General features: G+C 60.9%; 20 protein-coding genes and 1 tRNA gene. 15 read left to right on the top strand and 6 right to left on the bottom strand.

All coding sequences use genetic code 11. The annotated features are described in order from the left end of the window. Nucleotides 1-167: 167 nt before the first annotated feature. Nucleotides 168-830, bottom strand: a complete 663-nt coding sequence (msrA, locus tag NKH89_RS25725; RefSeq protein ID WP_352483568.1) for a peptide-methionine (S)-S-oxide reductase MsrA — start codon at nucleotides 828-830, stop codon at nucleotides 168-170. A 72-nt stretch (nucleotides 831-902) separates the two neighbouring features. Beyond that, nucleotides 903-1226 (bottom strand): hypothetical protein, encoded by a 324-nt coding sequence (locus NKH89_RS25720; RefSeq protein ID WP_023719002.1) that lies wholly within the window; start codon nucleotides 1224-1226, stop codon nucleotides 903-905. Between the two features lie 420 nt (nucleotides 1227-1646). Here NKH89_RS25720 and NKH89_RS25715 point away from each other — a divergent pair. Both NKH89_RS25715 and NKH89_RS25710 read left to right on the top strand, forming a co-directional pair. Further along, a tRNA-Ser gene (locus tag NKH89_RS25715) sits at nucleotides 1647-1736 on the top strand. Nucleotides 1737-1910: 174 nt separating this feature from the next. After that, nucleotides 1911-2399: a GNAT family N-acetyltransferase gene (locus tag NKH89_RS25710; RefSeq protein ID WP_352495472.1), complete on the top strand. Its 489-nt coding sequence runs from the start codon at nucleotides 1911-1913 to the stop codon at nucleotides 2397-2399. A gap of 419 nt (nucleotides 2400-2818) precedes the next feature. Here the strand turns inward: NKH89_RS25710 and NKH89_RS25705 are convergent, their stop codons facing one another. The 4 genes from NKH89_RS25705 to NKH89_RS25690 all read right to left on the bottom strand — a co-directional run bounded on the left by NKH89_RS25705 (nucleotide 2819) and on the right by NKH89_RS25690 (nucleotide 5368). Further along, nucleotides 2819-3226 carry a heme-copper oxidase family protein gene (locus tag NKH89_RS25705; protein WP_023719001.1) on the bottom strand — a complete coding sequence of 136 codons (408 nt, stop codon included), beginning with the start codon at nucleotides 3224-3226 and terminating at the stop codon, nucleotides 2819-2821. Between the two features lie 271 nt (nucleotides 3227-3497). After that, nucleotides 3498-3770 (bottom strand): hypothetical protein, encoded by a 273-nt coding sequence (locus NKH89_RS25700; protein WP_031194005.1) that lies wholly within the window; start codon nucleotides 3768-3770, stop codon nucleotides 3498-3500. A gap of 443 nt (nucleotides 3771-4213) precedes the next feature. After that, nucleotides 4214-4822 (bottom strand): YdeI/OmpD-associated family protein, encoded by a 609-nt coding sequence (locus NKH89_RS25695; RefSeq protein WP_023718999.1) that lies wholly within the window; start codon nucleotides 4820-4822, stop codon nucleotides 4214-4216. A 120-nt stretch (nucleotides 4823-4942) separates the two neighbouring features. After that, entirely contained in the window at nucleotides 4943-5368 is a 426-nt protein-coding gene (locus NKH89_RS25690) for a cupin domain-containing protein (RefSeq protein WP_031194003.1), read from the bottom strand. A 319-nt stretch (nucleotides 5369-5687) separates the two neighbouring features. Between NKH89_RS25690 and NKH89_RS25685 the strand changes: the two genes are divergently transcribed. The 13 genes from NKH89_RS25685 (at nucleotide 5688) to NKH89_RS25625 (ending at nucleotide 18649) form a co-directional block, all read left to right on the top strand. After that, complete coding sequence (locus NKH89_RS25685) at nucleotides 5688-6122, top strand: DUF3597 domain-containing protein (RefSeq protein ID WP_352483570.1); 435 nt, start codon at nucleotides 5688-5690, stop codon at nucleotides 6120-6122. A 408-nt stretch (nucleotides 6123-6530) separates the two neighbouring features. Then, complete coding sequence (locus NKH89_RS25680; protein WP_023718996.1) at nucleotides 6531-6761, top strand: hypothetical protein; 231 nt, start codon at nucleotides 6531-6533, stop codon at nucleotides 6759-6761. Nucleotides 6762-7015: 254 nt separating this feature from the next. Continuing rightward, nucleotides 7016-7204 carry a DUF3606 domain-containing protein gene (locus NKH89_RS25675; protein ID WP_023718995.1) on the top strand — a complete coding sequence of 63 codons (189 nt, stop codon included), beginning with the start codon at nucleotides 7016-7018 and terminating at the stop codon, nucleotides 7202-7204. Then, nucleotides 7204-7386 carry a hypothetical protein gene (locus NKH89_RS25670; protein ID WP_036244723.1) on the top strand — a complete coding sequence of 61 codons (183 nt, stop codon included), beginning with the start codon at nucleotides 7204-7206 and terminating at the stop codon, nucleotides 7384-7386. Before NKH89_RS25675 ends, NKH89_RS25670 begins: the two co-directional genes overlap by 1 nt. 161 nt (nucleotides 7387-7547) lie before the next feature. Beyond that, on the top strand, nucleotides 7548-9029 hold the full coding sequence (locus tag NKH89_RS25665) for a hypothetical protein (protein WP_352495474.1): 1482 nt from the start codon (nucleotides 7548-7550) through the stop codon (nucleotides 9027-9029). A gap of 335 nt (nucleotides 9030-9364) precedes the next feature. Next, a complete protein-coding gene (locus NKH89_RS25660; protein WP_023675300.1) occupies nucleotides 9365-9454 on the top strand; it encodes a K(+)-transporting ATPase subunit F in 90 nt (29 codons plus the stop codon). A 25-nt stretch (nucleotides 9455-9479) separates the two neighbouring features. Continuing rightward, nucleotides 9480-11183, top strand: a complete 1704-nt coding sequence (gene kdpA / locus NKH89_RS25655) for a potassium-transporting ATPase subunit KdpA (RefSeq protein ID WP_352910491.1) — start codon at nucleotides 9480-9482, stop codon at nucleotides 11181-11183. 221 nt (nucleotides 11184-11404) lie between these two features. Beyond that, nucleotides 11405-13498 (top strand): potassium-transporting ATPase subunit KdpB, encoded by a 2094-nt coding sequence (gene kdpB, locus NKH89_RS25650; protein WP_352483573.1) that lies wholly within the window; start codon nucleotides 11405-11407, stop codon nucleotides 13496-13498. A gap of 12 nt (nucleotides 13499-13510) precedes the next feature. After that, on the top strand, nucleotides 13511-14080 hold the full coding sequence (gene kdpC, locus NKH89_RS25645; RefSeq protein WP_023718989.1) for a potassium-transporting ATPase subunit KdpC: 570 nt from the start codon (nucleotides 13511-13513) through the stop codon (nucleotides 14078-14080). Between the two features lie 52 nt (nucleotides 14081-14132). Then, nucleotides 14133-16871: a DUF4118 domain-containing protein gene (locus NKH89_RS25640; protein WP_352910487.1), complete on the top strand. Its 2739-nt coding sequence runs from the start codon at nucleotides 14133-14135 to the stop codon at nucleotides 16869-16871. Further along, entirely contained in the window at nucleotides 16868-17560 is a 693-nt protein-coding gene (locus NKH89_RS25635) for a response regulator transcription factor (protein WP_023718987.1), read from the top strand. Before NKH89_RS25640 ends, NKH89_RS25635 begins: the two co-directional genes overlap by 4 nt. A 147-nt stretch (nucleotides 17561-17707) precedes the next feature. Then, a complete protein-coding gene (locus NKH89_RS25630) occupies nucleotides 17708-18013 on the top strand; it encodes a hypothetical protein (protein ID WP_023718986.1) in 306 nt (101 codons plus the stop codon). 126 nt (nucleotides 18014-18139) lie between these two features. Beyond that, the gene (locus tag NKH89_RS25625; RefSeq protein WP_352483576.1) at nucleotides 18140-18649 is read left to right on the top strand and encodes an NUDIX hydrolase; all 510 of its coding nucleotides are present in this window, start codon (nucleotides 18140-18142) and stop codon (nucleotides 18647-18649) included. Nucleotides 18650-18656: the final 7 nt, after the last annotated feature.

The raw sequence follows: 18656 nt of genomic DNA, 5'->3' as shown, positions 1-18656 counted from the left end.
GGCGGCTGCCGCGTGTGGTTTGGTTTGTTGCTGTTTCGCTCTTCTCCTCGCCGCTCCACTACTCTATAACAAAAAAAAAATTTTTTTTTTTTTTTTTTTTTGTTTTTCTCGGCCGGGCCCCCCCCCCCCCCCCCCCACAGCATATTCCTTGCGTCAGGGGCGTAAAATCAGGCGGAGACGGCGGCCGGTATGGCGCAGGAGACGCCGGTTCCCTGCAGGCCGCAATAGCCGTAGGGGTTCTTCGCCAGATATTGCTGGTGGTCTTCCTCGGCGAAGTAGAATTCCGGCGCCGGCGCGATCTCGGTGGTGATCTTGCCGCGTCCGGCACCGCGCAGCGAAGCCTCGTAAGCATCGCGCGAAGCGAGCGCCGCCTGGTGTTGCGCGTCGTTGAACGTGTAGATCGCCGAACGGTAGGTGGTGCCGACATCATTGCCCTGGCGCATGCCTTGCGTCGGGTCGTGGCTTTCCCAGAACAGCTTCAAAAGCTCGGCATAGGACACGATCTTCGGATCGTAGACGACGAGCACGACTTCGGCATGGCCGGTGAGCCCGGTGCAGGTTTCCTGATAGGTCGGGTTGGGCGTGACGCCGCCAGCATAGCCGGCCGCCGTGACCCAGACGCCATCGACCTGCCAGAACAGGCGCTCGGCACCCCAGAAACAGCCCAGCCCGAACATCGCCGTCTCAAGCCCTTCGGGATAGGGACCCTTGAGCGGCCTGTTCGAGACGAAATGCTTCGATGCCGTCGGGATCGGCCGGTCGCGGCCGGGCAACGCCTCGGAGGGCTTCGGCAGGTTGAGCTTCTTGTTCAGCATATCGCTGAGAAACATGTGCGATTTCCTTTTCTTCTTGCTTGAGCCTTCCCCGATCCGGGGAACGCTGGATCCGGGAACGCAGGAATTTTAGGTCGCGGCGAACCGCCCGCTGGGGCGCTGCCGCCTGTAGCCGATGGCATAAAGAACGAAGGCCAGCACCGCGAACACGGCAAAGCCGGGCTGGCTGAGCACCCAGGCGATGGCGCCGTCCCACAGCAGCGGATTGAGCTTGTCGCGGACGAAGCTTTCAAAGGCGCTGCGCGTGTCCGGCGAGACGGCGAGCCAGCTGGTGTTGAGCGGGGTCATCACCAGCGCCGAAGCCGCCACCGACCGGGTCGCGTCGAGCACGGCCATGATGACCGAAACCGAAAGCGCGACCATTGCAGCGAGACGAAAGACGAAGCGAAACATCCAGACCCTTCCTCCCCAGGAGTTTATCGGAATGTCGTGTCGGACTGTTAAATAGGATTTACCTGCTTCGTCTGCAATCGCGACACGCGAAGTTGAACTTACGCCGGCGGCTTGCACCTGGGCCGGCTGACGAGCCAGACGGCGAAGACGCCGCGGCCGACTGGTTTGTAGGCGCCCAACGAGCACACTGATGCCATGGGCTGAGCATCCCTGTCCGGCAAAGCGAATAGAGTGTCTTGGCATTCGGCACCGGATCGACTAGATGAGCCCCGCGCCTGTTGCTTGACGGCTCGGGTGCGGGGAAAGGGTATCCGCTGGTTGACGGCGCCCACGGCCGGAATTCCGGGCCGGAATCCCAAAGGAGATGCATCTCCCCAACCCGCACGGCGAAACCGGCCGCGTCGAAGATGCTAAAAGGACGGAGAGGTGGCCGAGTGGTTGAAGGCGCACGCCTGGAAAGTGTGTTTACGGGAGACCGTAACGCGGGTTCGAATCCCGCTCTCTCCGCCAGCTAATCCCGAGAAACCCTTTATTTTTGGTAAGGTTCGGTTAGTAGCTTACTAACCAGCCTACTAATCACTAGGGTCAAAACTCCGCCAATGGCCGAGATGGGTGGAAGACCGACGTTCGTTGACAGAAAGACATCACCGTCGCAGCGTCGTCTACAAACGGGGAGGTGTCTCAATGTCAGTGGAAATCCGGGCTGCCTCGGAGGCAGACTTTGACGCGCTCGTTCGGCTCAATCAGGTGGTTCAGAGTCTCCATGCTGAATTGCATCCAGACGTTTTCAAACAGGCAGCCGATCCGTCTGCGGTGAGGACATTCTTCGCAGCGAGGCTGGCTGATCCGAAGAGCTCGATCGCGATTGCTGAGATTGATCGTGCTCCAGTCGGCTACGTCTGGTTTGAAATTCAGTCGCTGCCAGAAACGCCGTTCACTTTCCCTCGGCCCCTGATCTATGTGCACCACATCTCGGTTATGCCGGAAGCTCGTCGTCGTGGAGTTGCCGCAGCTTTGATGTGCCATGTTGAACAGCGAGCTGCTTGCGAAGGTTTCGACGAAATTGCTATGGGCATCTGGGCAGCCAATCTCGACGCGCGGCATTTCTTTGGGTCGCAAGGATGCGTTCCGTACAACATTGCACTTTGCAAGAAGCTTGTGAGAGTCAGCTAAGGGTCAGCAAGCGGACGTTTGAATTACGGTGACAGTGCACTTTGAATTACGGCGACAGAATTACGGTGACAGTGCACTATTTGTCATGTTTGCTCGGCTGTCGCTGTGCGTAAATTGAACGCATGGCTCGACTTGCATTACCGCGCCGCCGATGTCGTGCAACCGATGGGCAGCGAAGCACTTCTCGACCGTGATTGCCGAGCAAACCGGAAAGAGCAGTGAAATTGGGAAACGCGACAGGCGGGAAAAAGAAAATGGTGCACTGTCACCGTAATTCGTAATTTGCAGAGGGCGCGAAGGATCGCTACTGAGCGGCTCCATCTGCGCCGCACCCCTTACCCCAGATCAGCCCACAAGCCGAACGACCCGCGCTCCACCAGAGCGCGGGCTTCGACAGGTTCGTTAGTGTCGCTACGCGTCTAGCGCGGAACCGCTTGTATTCCCGAGACCGAGCGCTCTGTTTCGCCGGAGAAAACCACGAAGGCAAAGATCAGCACGGCGACAGCGACAATCATTGAGCCGGTGGCGACGATCGGCTCGAGCGCCGGATTTCCCTGCAGCATCAGGTAAAGCGCCGGCAACATCACGACCAGGCCGAGATTGTACACGCCATAGTGGATCATCGCCGTCCTGCGGGCAGCCTTCGCCGGGTTCAGCGCATAGTAGCCGCCGAATATTGCACTAGTGACCCATCCCAGCAGGTTGATGTGCGCGTGAGCCGGAAACGCGCCGTGATCGCCTGAAATTGCCATCTGCAGGCCAGCTGCAATTCCCAGAATAAGAAAGACGATGGCTGTCTTGAAAAAGAGCTCCGAAACCTTAGGCATGTCATTCTCCCAAACCCGTTTTGCCGCCGCATCATGCTTTGTTTCCGGCGACCTTGCCAAGGGGGGACGTCGGGCCTGCCGAACCATTTGTTGGCGGCCTGACGGCCCGTTGGCGGCCGGCCGCCGGGCCTGGCCGGTTGCGAGTCCAGCCGGTAAAAAATATGCGCTCACGCTAATTTGATTGCAATATCACCCGCCAGGCTTCCACGTCGTTCTCACAAGGGAAGTGTCCTGCACGATGGTGGTGCCATACGCGCCAAAGGTCAGCCCGTCAGTGTTGCAGCAAGGCCTCGCCAAACTTCTCCCACAGCTGTGTGCAATCTGTTGCTCTGAGGCTGGGGGTTCCGAGTGGGCCATATCGGATGACGGCGGCGTGAACATCATAGCCAACGATAGGTGCATTGGCGACAAAGTGGATAGCCTCGCCCAATCGGCGAGAGCCAATTGGCGCATCGGTTTTGTTGGTGATGTCGAAGACACCACAAATATCCACTTCCTGATTTCTGGCTGCCAACGCAGCTTCCATTACCTGTTCGTGCATCATCGAAATCTCTCCTAACGGTCTAAGTCTAAGAACCGCGGCTTTTGCCGGTCCGGCAGCTGACAACCGCCAAGTCGAAGTGCCTTTTGCAGCATCTCGATTGGCTCTTGCTGCGAGCCACTCCGCCCGCTCCCGCGGCAAGCCGATAAGGCAACTGCCCGCGAAATCCGCAGGCACGTCCACGGTCGCATCAAACACGGCCCACGTGCCAGTCGGCTCCTGAACGGGCAAAAACCTCATAACAGCGCCTGCTAATATACCATACCGACTGTGAGGACGGAGCTTTGTTCCTGCATCGATCAAACGAATGAGAGATGTTGTCGAAATGTCAGGCGACGCTCGCCGAAAACAATCGTCGGCGACATCGCCAGGATCGAAGGCTGAGCAGCGATCCGGCCGCATTCGGGACAAGCACAAGATGCGGGAGACAAGCGCGGTCAGAATGTTCAGCCAGAATCGCGTTTTCGTTGCGGATGGATGGTCTCGCCGCGCTTCAGCATCTCCACGAACGCCGCGATCTTCTTCTTGCGTCCGGCTTCGGTCTTCATGTTGTGGGTGCGGAAGGCGAGCGCGAAGCGGTTTTGCTCGCTGAGCTTCGCCAGCATCTCTTTCGCCTTGGGCTCGGCGTCTATTGCCGCCTGGAGGTCGTCGGGGATCTTCATTTCCTTGCCGCTCCTATAGGCGCGCGCCCAGCGGCCGTCGGCCTTGGCTGCCTCGGCCTGCCTCAGCCCATGCTCGGTCATCCGGCCCTCCTCGATCAGCCGGGCGACATTGTCGACGTTGATCTGGCTCCAGGTGCTCTTCTTGCCGCGCGGGGTATAACGCTGCAAATAGCTTTTGCCGTCCAGGGCCTTGCGCACCGCATCGATCCAGCCCCAGCATAACGCCACGTCGATGGCTTGCTTCGGCGTGATCGACGGCAGCCCCGAATCGCGCTTATGGATCTTGATCCAGACTTCGTCCTCGCTGTCGTGATGCTCGCCAAGCCAGGCATGGAAGCTTTCGGCATCCCTGAACTCGCGCACCTTGGCCGGGTCGACCTTGACGGGCGCCATCAGCCGGTCCGCCCGTGACACAGGCGTGTAACGACGCCGAACCGCTTGCCGGCCGCGCGCGCGCTCATCTCAGCTCCAAGTCCGCAATCCGCAGGCCGGATGATTCCCGCTGGCACGCGTTCAGCCTGCGCGATTGGGCGTGCCGAGGACATGGGATTTCGGCGGCAGCATGACGTCGTCGAATGTCTGCGTGAACATCGCCGCCGCAAAGAAAGCGACGGCGCGCAGGGTTTCGGTGCCGGTGTTGACGAGGTCGTGCCGGACCGGCGTCGGAAGTACCAGGACGCTGCCGGGCCTGACCGGGTGGATGCTGCCGCCCTCGATGTGCAGCTCGCCGGTGCCGGCGATGATGTATTGCGTCTCCTCGGTGGCGTCGGTGTGCCAGCCGAGCCGCTTGCCGGGCTCGATCTCGTAGACAATGACTGAGGACTGGGTGGTGCCGTGCCCGCCGTAAACCGCGAAAGCGCCGGCCCATTTGACCGACGGATCGTCCTCTGCCCAAACCAGCGAACGTTCGAGCCTGTCGGATGCGACGACTGCTGTCATGGCTTCGTTCCTCTCAGCGAATGGCGAACACGAATCTAGATGATTTTTCTGGTCTGCGTCAGCAAAACTGGCTGCCAACCGTTTCCTCGCCCATTGCGCGTAACTATTTGTCGTGCCGCGATCTGACCATTCTACTCTGGGATCGGATCACTGAGCCGATTTCACCATGCAACCAAGCCTTTACCTTTCAGCCAGTTTGGAGTTGCCCCTGCGTTGCGTTCGTGGTCCGGTACAACCAGGGCGCTCAATGCGAATTCGGCAACGGTCGCCTCACCGACCGTCAAGGCAACACACCGTGAAGGCAACCCAGGAGATAGCAATGGGCATTTTCGACAGTATCAAAGGTGCGATTTTCGGAAACGCGGTTGCGGCCGAAGCGCCGCCGGCGCAACCGTCTCCCGCGCCTGCTTCGAGCACGGCCACCCAGCCGACGGCGCCTACCCGACCCGACCCGGCTGCAACCCCGGCTCCGGCAACGCCATCCGCGCCGTCCTCTGCTCCTGACATCGCTGCCATTCTCGACAAGGCGGTGGCCGCGAAAGGGCAAAAGCTCAACTGGAAGAATTCGATCGTCGACCTGATGAAGGCTCTGAATATCGATAGCAGCCTCGGCGCCCGCAAGGAGCTTGCTCACGAGCTGAACTACACCGGCGACATGAACGACACCGTAACGATGAATCTGTGGCTGCATGATGCACTGATGAAAAAGCTGGTCGAGAATGGCGGCAAGCTTCCGAGCGATCTGGCCGCCTAGAGTCATAAGACAAGCAATTCCAGGAAAACGTGTGAACGGTTTTCCATCCGGAATTGCGTCAAACAAAAAAGACAGACCGGTTCGGCGTTCCGTGAAACGAAGAACCGTCCTGGTCCTGCCCGCACCGTGGTTCTTGCTGCGCTGACTTCGACCGCAACCGAGCAGACCCGACTGCCAAGCAATCAAACTGCCAAGTAAATAAATTGAGACCCATCCCGGCCGCCGGGATGGGTCTGTGGCGAAGTCGCATGGCACAAAAGTGCTGCCGCCTCGCGCCTGGATTGCCTCACGCAAAACCGACGATTTCGGTCGCTGCCCCGCGCGCTGGTAGGACCACCATTTCGCTGGCGAAACCCGACGTTCGGCGTATCATTCTCGCGGGAGAGGGTTCATGGTGGGAGGAAGCCAATGAACGTGGTGCAGAGGGTGACTGTCGCCGACTTGACGGCCCAAGAGCTTGTTTCATCTGCGCTTTCAAGATTCGGCGCCGGCGACACCATATCGACGAGGGCGATGCTGGACATCGTTCGCCGGACGGCCCCGGCCTGCGGTGACAGTGACGACGATCTGGTCGAGATTATCGTCATGACGGCCGTTGGTAGGACCATGGGGGTCGTGTTCGACCATCGCTACCCTTAGCAATCCGCAACGAATACCAGGCTGCGCCCAGGAGCAGTGCGGGCGGTTGGCAGCGCGCGGGGGAAATTTACTGGTGCGGCCAAGGAAGCGAGCCTTTTTGTGCGCGAAGGCCAGCCTGGCGCCGTGCCCTTGCTTTGAGCAAAAACCGCCGCTCATGTCGGGTCATGCCCGAGGGTAGGCAACTGGGCGACACGCTCGAAGGAACTCGCTGAAATGTTGCCCGTTATGCTCTCGTTGAGATGAGGAGAGCTGCCATGGCCGACGACAAAACCAGGACCGACAGTCGCGACCGCTCACGAGTGGCGGGCGGCGAAGACTATGAGGTACGCCATTTCGCCGAGGAAGCGGGCATTACCCCTGATCAGGCACGCACGCTGATCAAGCGCCACGGCACCGACCGCAAGGTGCTGAACGAAATCGCCGAGAGCATAAGAGCGTCGTAATGGCTAACAAGAAAACCGCAATGGCCGACCGCAAGACGCGCGATCCGGACGAAAAGAAGGCTCTGCACCTGGCCGAAACCACCGACGTTTCGCCGAAGCAGGCGAAGGATCTGATGCGCAAGCACGGCAAGGACAGCCCGAAAGTCGAGAAGGAAGCCAAGAACTTCAAGGCCGAGGGCTGAACGGCCGGAGGTCTGCCCCTCACCCGCAACTTAGTAGTCGCTGCTCAACGTGCCCAGCCGGTTAGACGCGCGGCACAGGGTTGTGGCCGCAATCCTGCAGCTTATCGGTTTTCTAACAAATTCGGGCTATCCCTTCCGCTATCGCGGCTCAGGGATGCCATATGCGCGGGATGTCTGGTGAGGCGAGGCCGTCGATAGACGACATACGGCATGTGAGGTTGGTGTTTTGCCTGCTGGCGGCCGTCGTGATGGCGACGGCGCTCCTCGCCTTTGCCACCTCCCTCCTGCAGGATCCCGATAGCTGGTGGCACATCAAGGTCGGCATGGATATGCTGGCAAGCCGCACATTCCCCTCCGTCGACATTTACTCCTACACTTTTGCCGGCCAGCCATGGATCGCCAAGGAATGGCTTAGCCAGGTTCTCCTTGCCCTTGCCTTCGAAGCCGGCGGCTGGAACGGCGTGGTACTGCTGGCGACTGCGGTAATCGCGCTGACGGCCTTCCTGACGTCGTGGTATCTCAGCGCGTCGTTGAAGCCGACGCTGGCGATAGCACTGACACTGGTGCTCGCGCTCTTGATCGGGCCAATCTATGTCGCCCGACCCCACATCTTTACCTTGCCCATTATCGTCGTCTGGACCGCCGGTCTTTTCCAAGCCGCACGCAACGAGAAAGCGCCGCCTCTATGGCTGCTGGCGCTGCTTTGCCTGTGGGCCAATCTCCATGCCACCTTCACCTTCGGTTTCATTATCGCCGCCTTCGCCGGCCTCGATCTCGTCATGCGCACGCGCTTGTCGAACTCCCGGCTGCTGGCCAAGTGGATCGCTTTCGGGCTGCTTTGCCCGCTGGTCAGCCTGCTCAATCCCTATGGCGTCAAGGCCATACTCGCCACATTCACCGTGGCCTATGGCAATGAGGCGGTGCCTTACATTGCGGAGTGGCAACCCTTCGACGCCTCGCGGCATACCCTCCAGGAGGTGGCCCTGCTGGTGGCGTTTTTCGGGCTGCTCGTGTCGAGATTGCGTATTGGCTGGGCCAAGGCGCTGTTCCTTGTCTTCACCTTGCACGTCTATCTCACCCACATACGGTTCATGTACCTGTTCTTTCTTCTTGTCCCGGTCGTCCTTGCCGTCGAGGTTGCGCAACAATATCCAGCGCTTTCAGCCCCTACATGGGCCGCGGAAAAGCGCGACGGACTTGAACAATTTTTCGCGCGGCAATTTTCCAGAATTTGCGCTGGACTTGCCGTTTTGCTGGTTTTGGCGGCCGCGGTCTTCCTGGCCTATCCGGTCGTGCCGAGCCAGAAGACTTCGGCGAGGGATGCGCTGGCCTTCGCCCAAGCCCATAATCTGTCAGGCAATCTGCTGAATTCCTACAATTTCGGCGGCACGCTGATTTTCCATGGCATCAAGACGTTTATCGACGGCCGGGCGGATCAGCTCTTCCTGAACGGCTTTACGGAAACGGATGAGCAGACTGGGCACAGCCGGGGCAAGCCGATCCTGAAAGCCCAGCTCGAGAAATATGCGATAGGCTGGGCATTGTTGACCGCCGACGACAGCCGCATTCCGTTCTTCGACGAACTGGGCTGGAAGCGGGCCTATGCGGACGATTACGCTCTGATCTATACCCGCGCAGACTGATCCCCGGCAGCTTCGCGCGCCGGTGCGCACCTCCCCCTGAAGCTGTGGCCAGCGCCGAGGCGGCGAAATCCTTATGGGATTTTGATTTCTTTGCTCCGCGTCCCGTCTCGAACCTTTATGGCACTTTGATCCATATTCGGCAGAGCGATGTATCCGGCCGCCGATGTGAAGCGGTGAGCGGGCTTGGACAGTTTTGTCCAAGTTGAAAAGAACAAACTCAATATAGGAAATTGCACGATGGACATCATTGTTGTCGGGATAGGAATCTCGTTCTTTGCTCTATGCTTCGGTTACATCAAAGCCTGCGACGGGCTGTAAGTTTAGGGGATCGAAACATGCTCTTCGACTATATCCTCGGCGGCGCCGTGACCCTGTTCCTTCTCGCTTACCTGACATACGCCCTCGTTCGCCCGGAACGCTTCTGATCTCCGCTGGCAAGGAGCCAACCCCATGACAATCAACGGATGGCTGCAGATCCTCGTCTATTGCGGGATCGTCGTTTTGCTGGCCAAGCCGCTCGGCGGCTACATGCATCGCGTTTTCAGCGGCGAGCGCACATTCCTGTCGCCAATTCTGGCCCCGCTCGAGCGCGGGCTCTACCGTATGTCCGGGACCAGCGAGCGCGAGGAGCAGCACTGGACCTCCTATGCGGCGGCCCTGCTGTTCGTTAACCTGGCCGGCTTCCTGGTGCTCTATTTCCTGCAGCGGCTGCAAGGCGGCCTGCCCTACAATCCGGCCGGCATGACCGCCGTCGAACCTGGGCTTGCCTTCAACACCGCCGCCAGCTTCATGACCAACACCAACTGGCAGAACTACGGCGGCGAAAGCACGATGTCCTATCTCGTGCAGATGGCCGGCTTGACCGTGCAGAACTTTCTGTCGGCCGCGACCGGCATCGCCATCGCGGTCGCACTGATCCGCGGTTTTGCTAGAGCCTCAGGCAAATCGATCGGCAATTTCTGGGTCGATATGACCCGCTGCACGCTCTATCTGCTTGTGCCGTTCTGCATCGTGTTGACGCTTGTCTATGTCTATCTCGGTATGCCGCAAACGGTTGGTGCTTACGTCAACGCGACGACGCTGGAAGGCGCGCAACAGACGATCGCGGTCGGGCCGGTCGCTTCGCAGGTTGCCATCAAGATGCTCGGCACCAATGGCGGCGGCTTCTTCAACGCCAATGCAGCGCATCCCTTCGAAAATCCCGACGCGATCTCGAACCTGATCCAGATGGTGACGATCTTCGCCTTCGGCGCGGCGCTAACCAATGTCTTCGGTCGCATGGTCGGCAACCAGCGCCAGGGCTGGGCAATTCTGTCGGCGATGGGCGTGCTGTTCATCGCCGGCGTTGCCGTCTGCTACTGGGCCGAGGCCGCCGGCAATCCGCTCGTCCATGCGCTGGGCATCGACGGCGGCAACATGGAGGGCAAGGAAAGCCGCTTCGGCATCGCTCTGTCGGCACTGTTTGCCGTCATCACCACCGCCGCGTCCTGCGGCGCGGTCAACGCCATGCATGACAGCTTCACCGCACTCGGCGGCATGATCCCCATCATCAACATGCAGCTCGGCGAGGTCATTGTCGGCGGCGTCGGGGCCGGCTTCTACGGTATCCTGATGTTCATCGTGATCGCCGTCTTCGTTGCCGGGCTGATGGTCGGACGCACGCCCGAATATCTCGGCAAGAAGATCGAGGCCAAGGAGGTCAAGATGGCGATGCTTGCCGTCCTCTGCCTGCCGCTGGCAATGCTGATCTTCACCGCTATCGCGGTGGTGCTGCCGACCGGTGTTGCTTCCATCGCCAACACCGGCCCGCACGGTTTCTCCGAAGTCCTCTATGCCTACACCTCGGCCGCGGCGAACAATGGCTCCGCCTTTGGCGGCCTCAGCGGCAACACGCCCTGGTACAATATGACGCTCGGCATCGGCATGCTGATGGGCCGCTTCCTGGTCATTATTCCGGCGCTGGCGATTGCTGGCTCGCTGGTGGCGAAGAAGACCGTCCCTGCCTCCGCCGGCACCTTCCCGACCGACGGGCCGCTCTTCGTCGGGCTGCTGGTCGGTGTCATCCTGATCGTCGGTGGCCTGACTTTCTTCCCGGCCCTCGCGGTCGGACCGATCGTCGAGCACCTGGCCATGATCAACGGTCAGACCTTCTGAAACGCTGAAACGGCCATGCCCAGGTTCAAGATCATGTCTCGAAAGGTCCGGCATCGTTCCGAGCCGGAGGGGGAGAAAACGCCCCCTCCTTTCCCGACCCTGTCCACATTCCTCGCTATTGCGGCAGCCTTGATCATGATCTGGCTGCTGGCTTACGGGCCGCCGCACCTTCGTTCGGCACACGATCGACCGGTCAACAACATCGACACTGGAGCCACCAAATGAGCCAGTCGAAATCCGTGAGCATCATCGATACCCGCATCCTGTGGCCCGCTATCGGCGGTTCCTTCAGAAAACTGAACCCGCGCACCTTGGTGCGAAACCCGGTGATGTTCGTCGTCGCCGTCGTCTCGGCGCTCACCACCGTGCTGTTCGTCAAGGATCTCGTTACCGGCGGCGGTGATCTCGGCTTCACGCTGCAGATCATCATCTGGCTGTGGTTCACCGTGCTTTTCGCCAATTTCGCCGAAGCGGTGGCCGAAGGCCGCGGCAAGGCGCAAGCAGACTCGCTGCGCCGGGCGCGCACCGAGACGCAGGCCAAGCTGTTGACCGGCGGCGATCGGAGCAAGTTCAAGCTGGTGCCCGGCACCAGCCTGAAGGTCGGCGACATCGTGCTCGTCGAAGCCGGCGACATCATCCCCTCGGACGGCGAGGTGGTCGAAGGCGTGGCTTCGGTCAACGAGGCGGCGATCACCGGCGAATCCGCACCGGTCATCCGCGAATCCGGCGGTGACCGTTCGGCGGTGACCGGCGGCACGCAGGTCTTGTCCGACTGGATCCGCGTGCGCATCACCGCGGCTGCCGGCCATACGTTCCTCGACCGCATGATCTCGTTGGTCGAGGGCGCCGAGCGCCAGAAGACACCCAACGAGATCGCGCTCAACATCCTGCTCGTCGGCATGACTCTGATCTTCGTGCTGGCCACCGCTACAATCCCAAGCTTTGCCTCCTATTCGGGCGGCTATATCTCGGTGACGGTGCTGGTCGCCCTGTTCGTCACCTTGATCCCGACCACGATCGGCGCGCTGCTGTCGGCCATCGGCATTGCCGGCATGGACCGCCTGGTGCGCTTCAATGTACTGGCCATGTCGGGCCGCGCCGTCGAAGCGGCCGGCGACGTCGACACGCTGCTGCTCGACAAGACCGGAACCATCACGCTGGGCAACCGCCAGGCGACGGCGTTCCGTCCGGTGAGGGGCGTCACCGAACAGGAACTGGCCGACGCCGCCCAGCTTGCTTCGCTTGCCGACGAAACACCGGAAGGCCGCTCGATTGTCGTGCTGGCGAAGGAGAAATACGCCATCCGCGCCCGCGACATGGCAAGCTTGCACGCGACTTTCGTGCCCTTCACCGCGCAAACCCGCATGAGCGGCGTCGACCTGGAGAGCTCCTCGGTCCGCAAAGGCGCCGTCGATGCGGTGCTCGCCCACGTCAACCTCTCGACCGTTGCCACGGGCGGTACTCGGCCCGGCAGCGACACAGTCCGCGACCTCCAGGCGATCGCCGACGAGATCGCCAAATCCGGTGGCACACCGCTGGCGGTCGAGCGCGACGGGCGCCTGCTCGGCGTCGTCCATCTGAAGGACATCGTCAAGGGCGGCATCAGCGAGCGTTTTGCCGAATTGCGCCGCATGGGTATCCGCACGGTGATGATCACCGGCGACAATCCGATGACCGCGGCGGCGATCGCGGCGGAAGCCGGCGTCGACGATTTCCTTGCCCAGGCGACGCCCGAGGACAAGCTGAAGCTGATCCGCGACGAGCAGGCCAAGGGCAAGCTGGTCGCCATGTGCGGCGACGGCACCAACGACGCGCCGGCCCTTGCGCAGGCCGATGTCGGCGTCGCCATGAACACCGGTACGGTCGCGGCGCGCGAGGCCGGCAACATGGTTGATCTCGACAGCGATCCGACCAAGCTGATCGAGATCGTCGAAATCGGCAAGGCGCTGCTGATGACGCGTGGCTCGCTGACCACTTTCTCCATAGCCAACGACGTGGCCAAGTATTTTGCCATTATCCCGGCAATATTCGCCGTCTTCTACATCGCCCCGGGCCAGACCGCAGGGCCGCTGCAAGCGCTCAATGTCATGCATCTGGCGACGCCGCAGAGCGCTATCCTCTCGGCCATCATCTTCAACGCGCTGATCATCATTGCACTGATCCCGCTGTCGCTGAGGGGCGTCAAATACCGCGCGGTCGGCGCCGGTGCGCTGCTCAGCCGCAACCTTCTTGTCTACGGCCTTGGCGGCGTCATCGTCCCCTTCGTCGGCATCAAGGTGATCGACATGGCCATCACTGCTCTCGGTCTCGCATAAGGAACCACGTCGATGCTCAATCAAATCAGGCCCGCTATCGTCATGATCGTCTTCTTCTCCGTTCTGACGGGTTTGGTCTATCCGATCGGCATGACCGGCATTGCCCAGGCGCTGTTTCCGGGCCAGGCCAATGGCAGCCTGATCGAGAGGAACGGCAAGGTCATCGGTTCCGAGCTGATCGGCCAGACTTTCACCAGCGATCGCTACTTCCATGGCCGTCCGTCAGCTGCCGGCGACGGTTACAATGCCGCCGCCTCGGGCGGCTCAAATCTCGGCCCGACTAACCCGAAGCTGATCGACCGTATCAAGAGCGACGCCGAAAAGTTGAGGGCCGAAAACCCGAACCAGCCGGTGCCGATGGATCTGGTCACCACGTCCGGCAGCGGCCTCGATCCGCATATCAGCCCCGATGCGGCCTATTTTCAGGTCACCAGGGTGGCCAGGGCCAGGAACGTCGATGAATCCAGGATCAAATCGCTCGTCGACAGCCATGTCGAGGATCGCGAATTGGGCTTTATAGGCGAGCCGGTGGTCAATGTGCTGGCCCTCAACCTTGCGCTGGACGATGCCACGAAACAATGATGGCGGGCGCCGGGATCGACACCGAAGCCGGCGCCGTTCATGATTGATCCTAATGCCAGACGACAGCCGCACCGCCGAAACCAGGCCCTCTCCCGACGCGCTGCTTGAGCATGCCGAGCGGGAGGAGCGAGGTCGCCTGAGGATATTTCTCGGCGCCGCTCCCGGTGTCGGCAAGACCTACGAGATGCTGATGTCAGGCCGCGCCAGGCTGGCCGACGGGATCGACGTGGTGATCGGCATCGTCGAGACGCATGGTCGCAAGGAGACGCAGACGCTGGTCGAAGGCTACGAGGTCATTCCTCGCCTTGAGATCGACTACAAGGGGCGCATTCTCGAGGAGATGGATCTCGACGCCATCCTCGCCCGGCGCCCGGCGCTGGTTCTGGTCGACGAACTCGCCCACACCAACGTCGCCGGCAGCCGCCACCCCAAGCGCTACCTCGACGTCCAGGAAATCCTGACGCACGGGATCGATGTCTACACGACACTGAACATCCAGCACGTCGAAAGCCTGAACGACGTCGTGGCCCAGATCACACGCGTCAGGGTGCGTGAAACCGTCCCCGACTCCATCATCGATCAAGCCGACGATGTCGAGATCATCGACCTCACCCCCGACGACCTGATCAAGCGGCTGGAGGAAGGCAAGGTCTACTTCCCCAACACCGCCCAGCGCGCCATCGAGAACTATTTCTCGCCGGGCAATCTGACGGCGCTCAGGGAGTTGGCGCTTCGCCGCACCGCCCAGCGGGTCGATGAGCAGTTGCTCAACCATATGCAGGCACACGCGATCCCGGGACCGTGGGCGGCCGGAGAAAGGGTTCTCGTCTGCGTCGACGCGCGTCCTGGCGGAGCGGCTCGCATACGCTATGCGCGCAGGCTGGCCGACCGCCTCCGTGCCCCCTGGACGGCGCTTCATGTGGACACCCCTCGCTCAGCCGCCATGCCCGAGGAGGACAAGGATCGGCTGGCGACGCAGTTGCGCCTTGCCGAGCAGCTCGGTGCCGAGGTGACGACCATTCCGGGTCAGAATGTCGCGCAAGACATCGTTCGCCATGCGACGGCGAACAACTTCACCCATATCGTGATCGGCAGGCCGACCCGATCACGCTGGCGCGAATTGATCGAAGGCTCGCTCACCTATGATCTCATCCGCGACGCCGGCAACATCAGCGTCCATGTAATTTCGGGAACCGACCAGGGCACCGACGCACCCTCGAAAAATGTCAGCGCGGCAACCGAGCAGAAGCAGTTTCAGGTTAGGCCCTACCTGCTAGCTACAGCCTATGTCATGGGCTCGCTGGCCTTCAGCACTGTTCTCGACCAGTTTCTCGACGTTCGCAATCTGGCCATTGTCTTTCTGCTGGCGGTGCTCACATCGGCTGTAATGGGCGGGCTCTGGCCAGCGTTGTACGCCTGTGTCGTCAGCGCCCTTGCATTCAACTACTTTTTCCTAGAGCCGCGCTACACACTGACGATCAGGGATCCGGAGAGCATCGTTGCGCTTGCCGTCTTCCTTGTTGTCGCCGTTATCGCCAGCAATCTGACGGCGCGGGTGCAGCGTCAAGCGATCGCTGCCAGCTCACGGGCGCGCGCCACGGAAGACATCTATCAGTTTTCAAAGAAGCTCGCCGGCGCCGGTACCCTGGACGACGTGCTATGGGCCACTGCCTTCCAGATCGCCTTGATGCTGAAGCTGCGCGTAGTGCTGCTTTTGCCCGAGGACGGCACAATCGCGGTCAAAGCCGGCTACCCACCCGACGACACGCTGGCCGAGGCCGACATCGCAGCAGCCCGCTGGGCGTGGGAGCATAACCGCGCCGCCGGGCGCGGCGCCGACACGCTGCCCGGAGCAAAACGCCTCTATCTGCCCTTGCGGACCGGACGCACGGCGGTGGGCGTCGTCGGCCTCGACAACGACAAGCAAGGTCCGCTGCTGACACCCGAGCAGCAACGTCTGCTCGATGCGCTCGCCGACCAGGCGGCGGTCGCCATCGAGCGCATCCAGCTCGTCGCCGATGTTGACCGGGCCAAGCTTGCGGCCGAGGCAGACCGTCTGCGCTCGGCCTTGCTCACCTCCATTTCCCACGATTTGAAAACGCCGCTTGCCGCCATCATGGGCGCGGCCGGAACACTCAGGGACTTCGAGGCCGCACTGCCCGAGCAGGACCGGGCGGAACTGCTGTCGACCGTGCTTGATGAATCGGAAAGGCTGAACCGCTTCATCGCCAATCTGCTCGACATGACCAAGATAGAATCCGGCACGATGGAGCCGAATTATGCATTCCACTATGTCGGCGACATTGTCGGCTCAGCCCTGCATCGGGCCCGCAAAATCGTCGGCGAGCATAAGACCGAGACCGATATTCCATCGGATCTGCCGATGTTGCGGCTCGACCCCGTTCTGTTCGAGCAGGTGCTGTTCAATCTCCTCGACAATGCTGCAAAATACGCGCCGCCAGGTTCGACGATCCGCCTGCAGGCCTGGGCCGACAATGGCAGCGTCATCCTGCAGATCATGGATGAGGGACCAGGCATTCCGCCAGCGGACCTGGAGCGCGTTTTCGACACTTTCTACCGTGTGCGCAAGGGTGACCAGGTGCGTGCCGGCACCGGGCTCGGATTGTCGATTTGCCGCGGCTTCATCGAAGCGATGGGCGGGACGCTCTCGGCGGCGAACAGGACCGACCGCTCGGGCGCGGTTTTCACTATAAGAATGCCGGTGCCGGCAGAACTCCCCGATGTCGGTGAACCCGATGCTGACGATCGAAACATGGACCACCTGTCATGACGAATTTGGACGTCAGGATATTGGTGGTCGACGACGAGCCGCCGATCCGGAAACTGCTTCGCGTCGGGCTCGGCAGCCAAGGCTATGCGATCAGCGAGGCGCCGAACGCCAGCGCGGCGATTGAACTCATGGAGACGGAAAAGCCGGACCTGGTCCTCCTCGATCTCGGCCTGCCCGGCATGAGCGGGCATGAGCTGCTGCGCAAATGGCGGGATGATGGCCTGGACATTCCCGTGGTTATTCTTTCGAGCCGCACTGATGAGGCCGGCATCGTCTCGGCCCTCGAACTCGGCGCCGACGATTATGTCACCAAGCCGTTCGGTATGAACGAGCTTGTGGCACGCATCCGCGTGGCGCTGCGCCACAAGTTCCAGCAGCAGGGTGAGAAACCGGTGTTCCACACCGGCGACCTCTCCGTCGATCTGGTGAAGCGCATCGTCAAGGTCGAGGACAAGGAGATAAAGCTCTCGCCGAAGGAATACGACATCCTCCGCATCCTCGTACAGCACGCCGGCAAGGTTCTCACCCACCAATTCCTGCTGAAGCAGGTCTGGGGCGATTCCACCGACGTTCAATATCTCAGGGTCTATGTCCGGCAACTCAGGCAAAAGATCGAAAAGATGCCCGACCAGCCCCGTTATATCACCACCGAGACCGGCGTCGGATATCGGCTGCGCGAAGTCGAGTGAAATGGGAGAGCCAGCCTCGCGTACCGCAATGCCTCCTCAAAGCCGGCAGGACGACGTAGCAATTCGCCGCGAATCAGCGGCGGCCATGGCATCGCCGGGCAAAACCCCTATATTAATCTGAGGTCGGTTTTGTGCGGGAATTAATGAATGTCACAGCTTCGTCTATTGACGTTTTTAGGGTCGGCAATGCTGGCAACGGTGATGCTGTCGGGCGTAAATCCTGCCGCATCGGCACAGATCGTCAGCCCCGCCGACCGCAACGCATTGATCCAGCAAAACCAGTTGCAGATGCTGGAGAACAGGCTGCAGCGGCAGCAATATCAGCAGCAGCAACAGCAATACCGTGCGCAGGACCGCCAAATCCCGGCGCCCCAACCGCAGGTGGTGCCGCAGATGAAGCCGACTTGTCAGTTGCTGCCGTCAGGGAGCGGCTTTGTCAGCACTTGCCGCTAACGTTTTCATTTATTTAGCCGACTTATTATGCTTGGATGCCGCCGCACCTGAGATAACATCGAAGGCGGTTTGGATTTAGCAATGCTGCCCTTCGTGCTTTGGGCACCGCTTCGACTGGATTTTTGAATGGCAGCCAGCAGAAAGAAGGTCGTCCGTAAGGCAAGGAAGGGCGCCCGGATTCGCCAGGTCGCGGCGATCCCCTTTCGGCTGAGCGAGCATGGCGATGTCGAGGTTATGCTCGTCACATCGCGAACGACGAGGCGCTTCATCGTGCCGAAAGGCTGGCCGATGAAGGGCAAGGGCGGTCGCAAGGCGGCCACCATCGAAGCACAGGAAGAAGCCGGCGTCCTCGGCAGGATATTGAAACAGCCGGCCGGCACCTATTGCTACTGGAAGCGGCTGGCGAACCGCTTCGTCCGCGTCGACGTCGTCGTCTATTTGCTGGAGGTAACCGAGGAACTTGCCGACTGGCAAGAAGCCAACAGGCGGCAGCGGGCATGGCTGGCACCGGCCGACGCGGCGCTGCTCATCGACGAGCCGGATCTTTCGACGCTGGTGAGGAACATCAGGAGTCCCGAGCTGGAGCATACCCCCAAAAAGCAGAATCCGGCTTTCGGAAAAGATCACGCTCAATAAAACATGG

It is taken from the genome of Mesorhizobium sp. M0923 (assembly GCF_040319365.1).
GTDB lineage: Bacteria > Pseudomonadota > Alphaproteobacteria > Rhizobiales > Rhizobiaceae > Mesorhizobium.
Note: the sequence above shows the minus strand (reverse complement) of the source record. Positions and strands in the feature narration are given on the sequence as shown.

Coding starts and splice junctions, on each gene's coding strand:
- msrA (WP_352483568.1), bottom strand. CDS start 830: ATGTTTCTCAGCGATATGCTGAACAAGAAGCTCAACCTGCCGAAGCCC.
- NKH89_RS25720 (WP_023719002.1), bottom strand. CDS start 1,226: ATGTTTCGCTTCGTCTTTCGTCTCGCTGCAATGGTCGCGCTTTCGGTT.
- NKH89_RS25710 (WP_352495472.1), top strand. CDS start 1,911: ATGTCAGTGGAAATCCGGGCTGCCTCGGAGGCAGACTTTGACGCGCTC.
- NKH89_RS25705 (WP_023719001.1), bottom strand. CDS start 3,226: ATGCCTAAGGTTTCGGAGCTCTTTTTCAAGACAGCCATCGTCTTTCTT.
- NKH89_RS25700 (WP_031194005.1), bottom strand. CDS start 3,770: ATGATGCACGAACAGGTAATGGAAGCTGCGTTGGCAGCCAGAAATCAG.
- NKH89_RS25695 (WP_023718999.1), bottom strand. CDS start 4,822: ATGGCGCCCGTCAAGGTCGACCCGGCCAAGGTGCGCGAGTTCAGGGAT.
- NKH89_RS25690 (WP_031194003.1), bottom strand. CDS start 5,368: ATGACAGCAGTCGTCGCATCCGACAGGCTCGAACGTTCGCTGGTTTGG.
- NKH89_RS25685 (WP_352483570.1), top strand. CDS start 5,688: ATGGGCATTTTCGACAGTATCAAAGGTGCGATTTTCGGAAACGCGGTT.
- NKH89_RS25680 (WP_023718996.1), top strand. CDS start 6,531: ATGAACGTGGTGCAGAGGGTGACTGTCGCCGACTTGACGGCCCAAGAG.
- NKH89_RS25675 (WP_023718995.1), top strand. CDS start 7,016: ATGGCCGACGACAAAACCAGGACCGACAGTCGCGACCGCTCACGAGTG.
- NKH89_RS25670 (WP_036244723.1), top strand. CDS start 7,204: ATGGCTAACAAGAAAACCGCAATGGCCGACCGCAAGACGCGCGATCCG.
- NKH89_RS25665 (WP_352495474.1), top strand. CDS start 7,548: ATGCGCGGGATGTCTGGTGAGGCGAGGCCGTCGATAGACGACATACGG.
- NKH89_RS25660 (WP_023675300.1), top strand. CDS start 9,365: ATGCTCTTCGACTATATCCTCGGCGGCGCCGTGACCCTGTTCCTTCTC.
- kdpA (WP_352910491.1), top strand. CDS start 9,480: ATGACAATCAACGGATGGCTGCAGATCCTCGTCTATTGCGGGATCGTC.
- kdpB (WP_352483573.1), top strand. CDS start 11,405: ATGAGCCAGTCGAAATCCGTGAGCATCATCGATACCCGCATCCTGTGG.
- kdpC (WP_023718989.1), top strand. CDS start 13,511: ATGCTCAATCAAATCAGGCCCGCTATCGTCATGATCGTCTTCTTCTCC.
- NKH89_RS25640 (WP_352910487.1), top strand. CDS start 14,133: ATGCCAGACGACAGCCGCACCGCCGAAACCAGGCCCTCTCCCGACGCG.
- NKH89_RS25635 (WP_023718987.1), top strand. CDS start 16,868: ATGACGAATTTGGACGTCAGGATATTGGTGGTCGACGACGAGCCGCCG.
- NKH89_RS25630 (WP_023718986.1), top strand. CDS start 17,708: ATGTCACAGCTTCGTCTATTGACGTTTTTAGGGTCGGCAATGCTGGCA.
- NKH89_RS25625 (WP_352483576.1), top strand. CDS start 18,140: ATGGCAGCCAGCAGAAAGAAGGTCGTCCGTAAGGCAAGGAAGGGCGCC.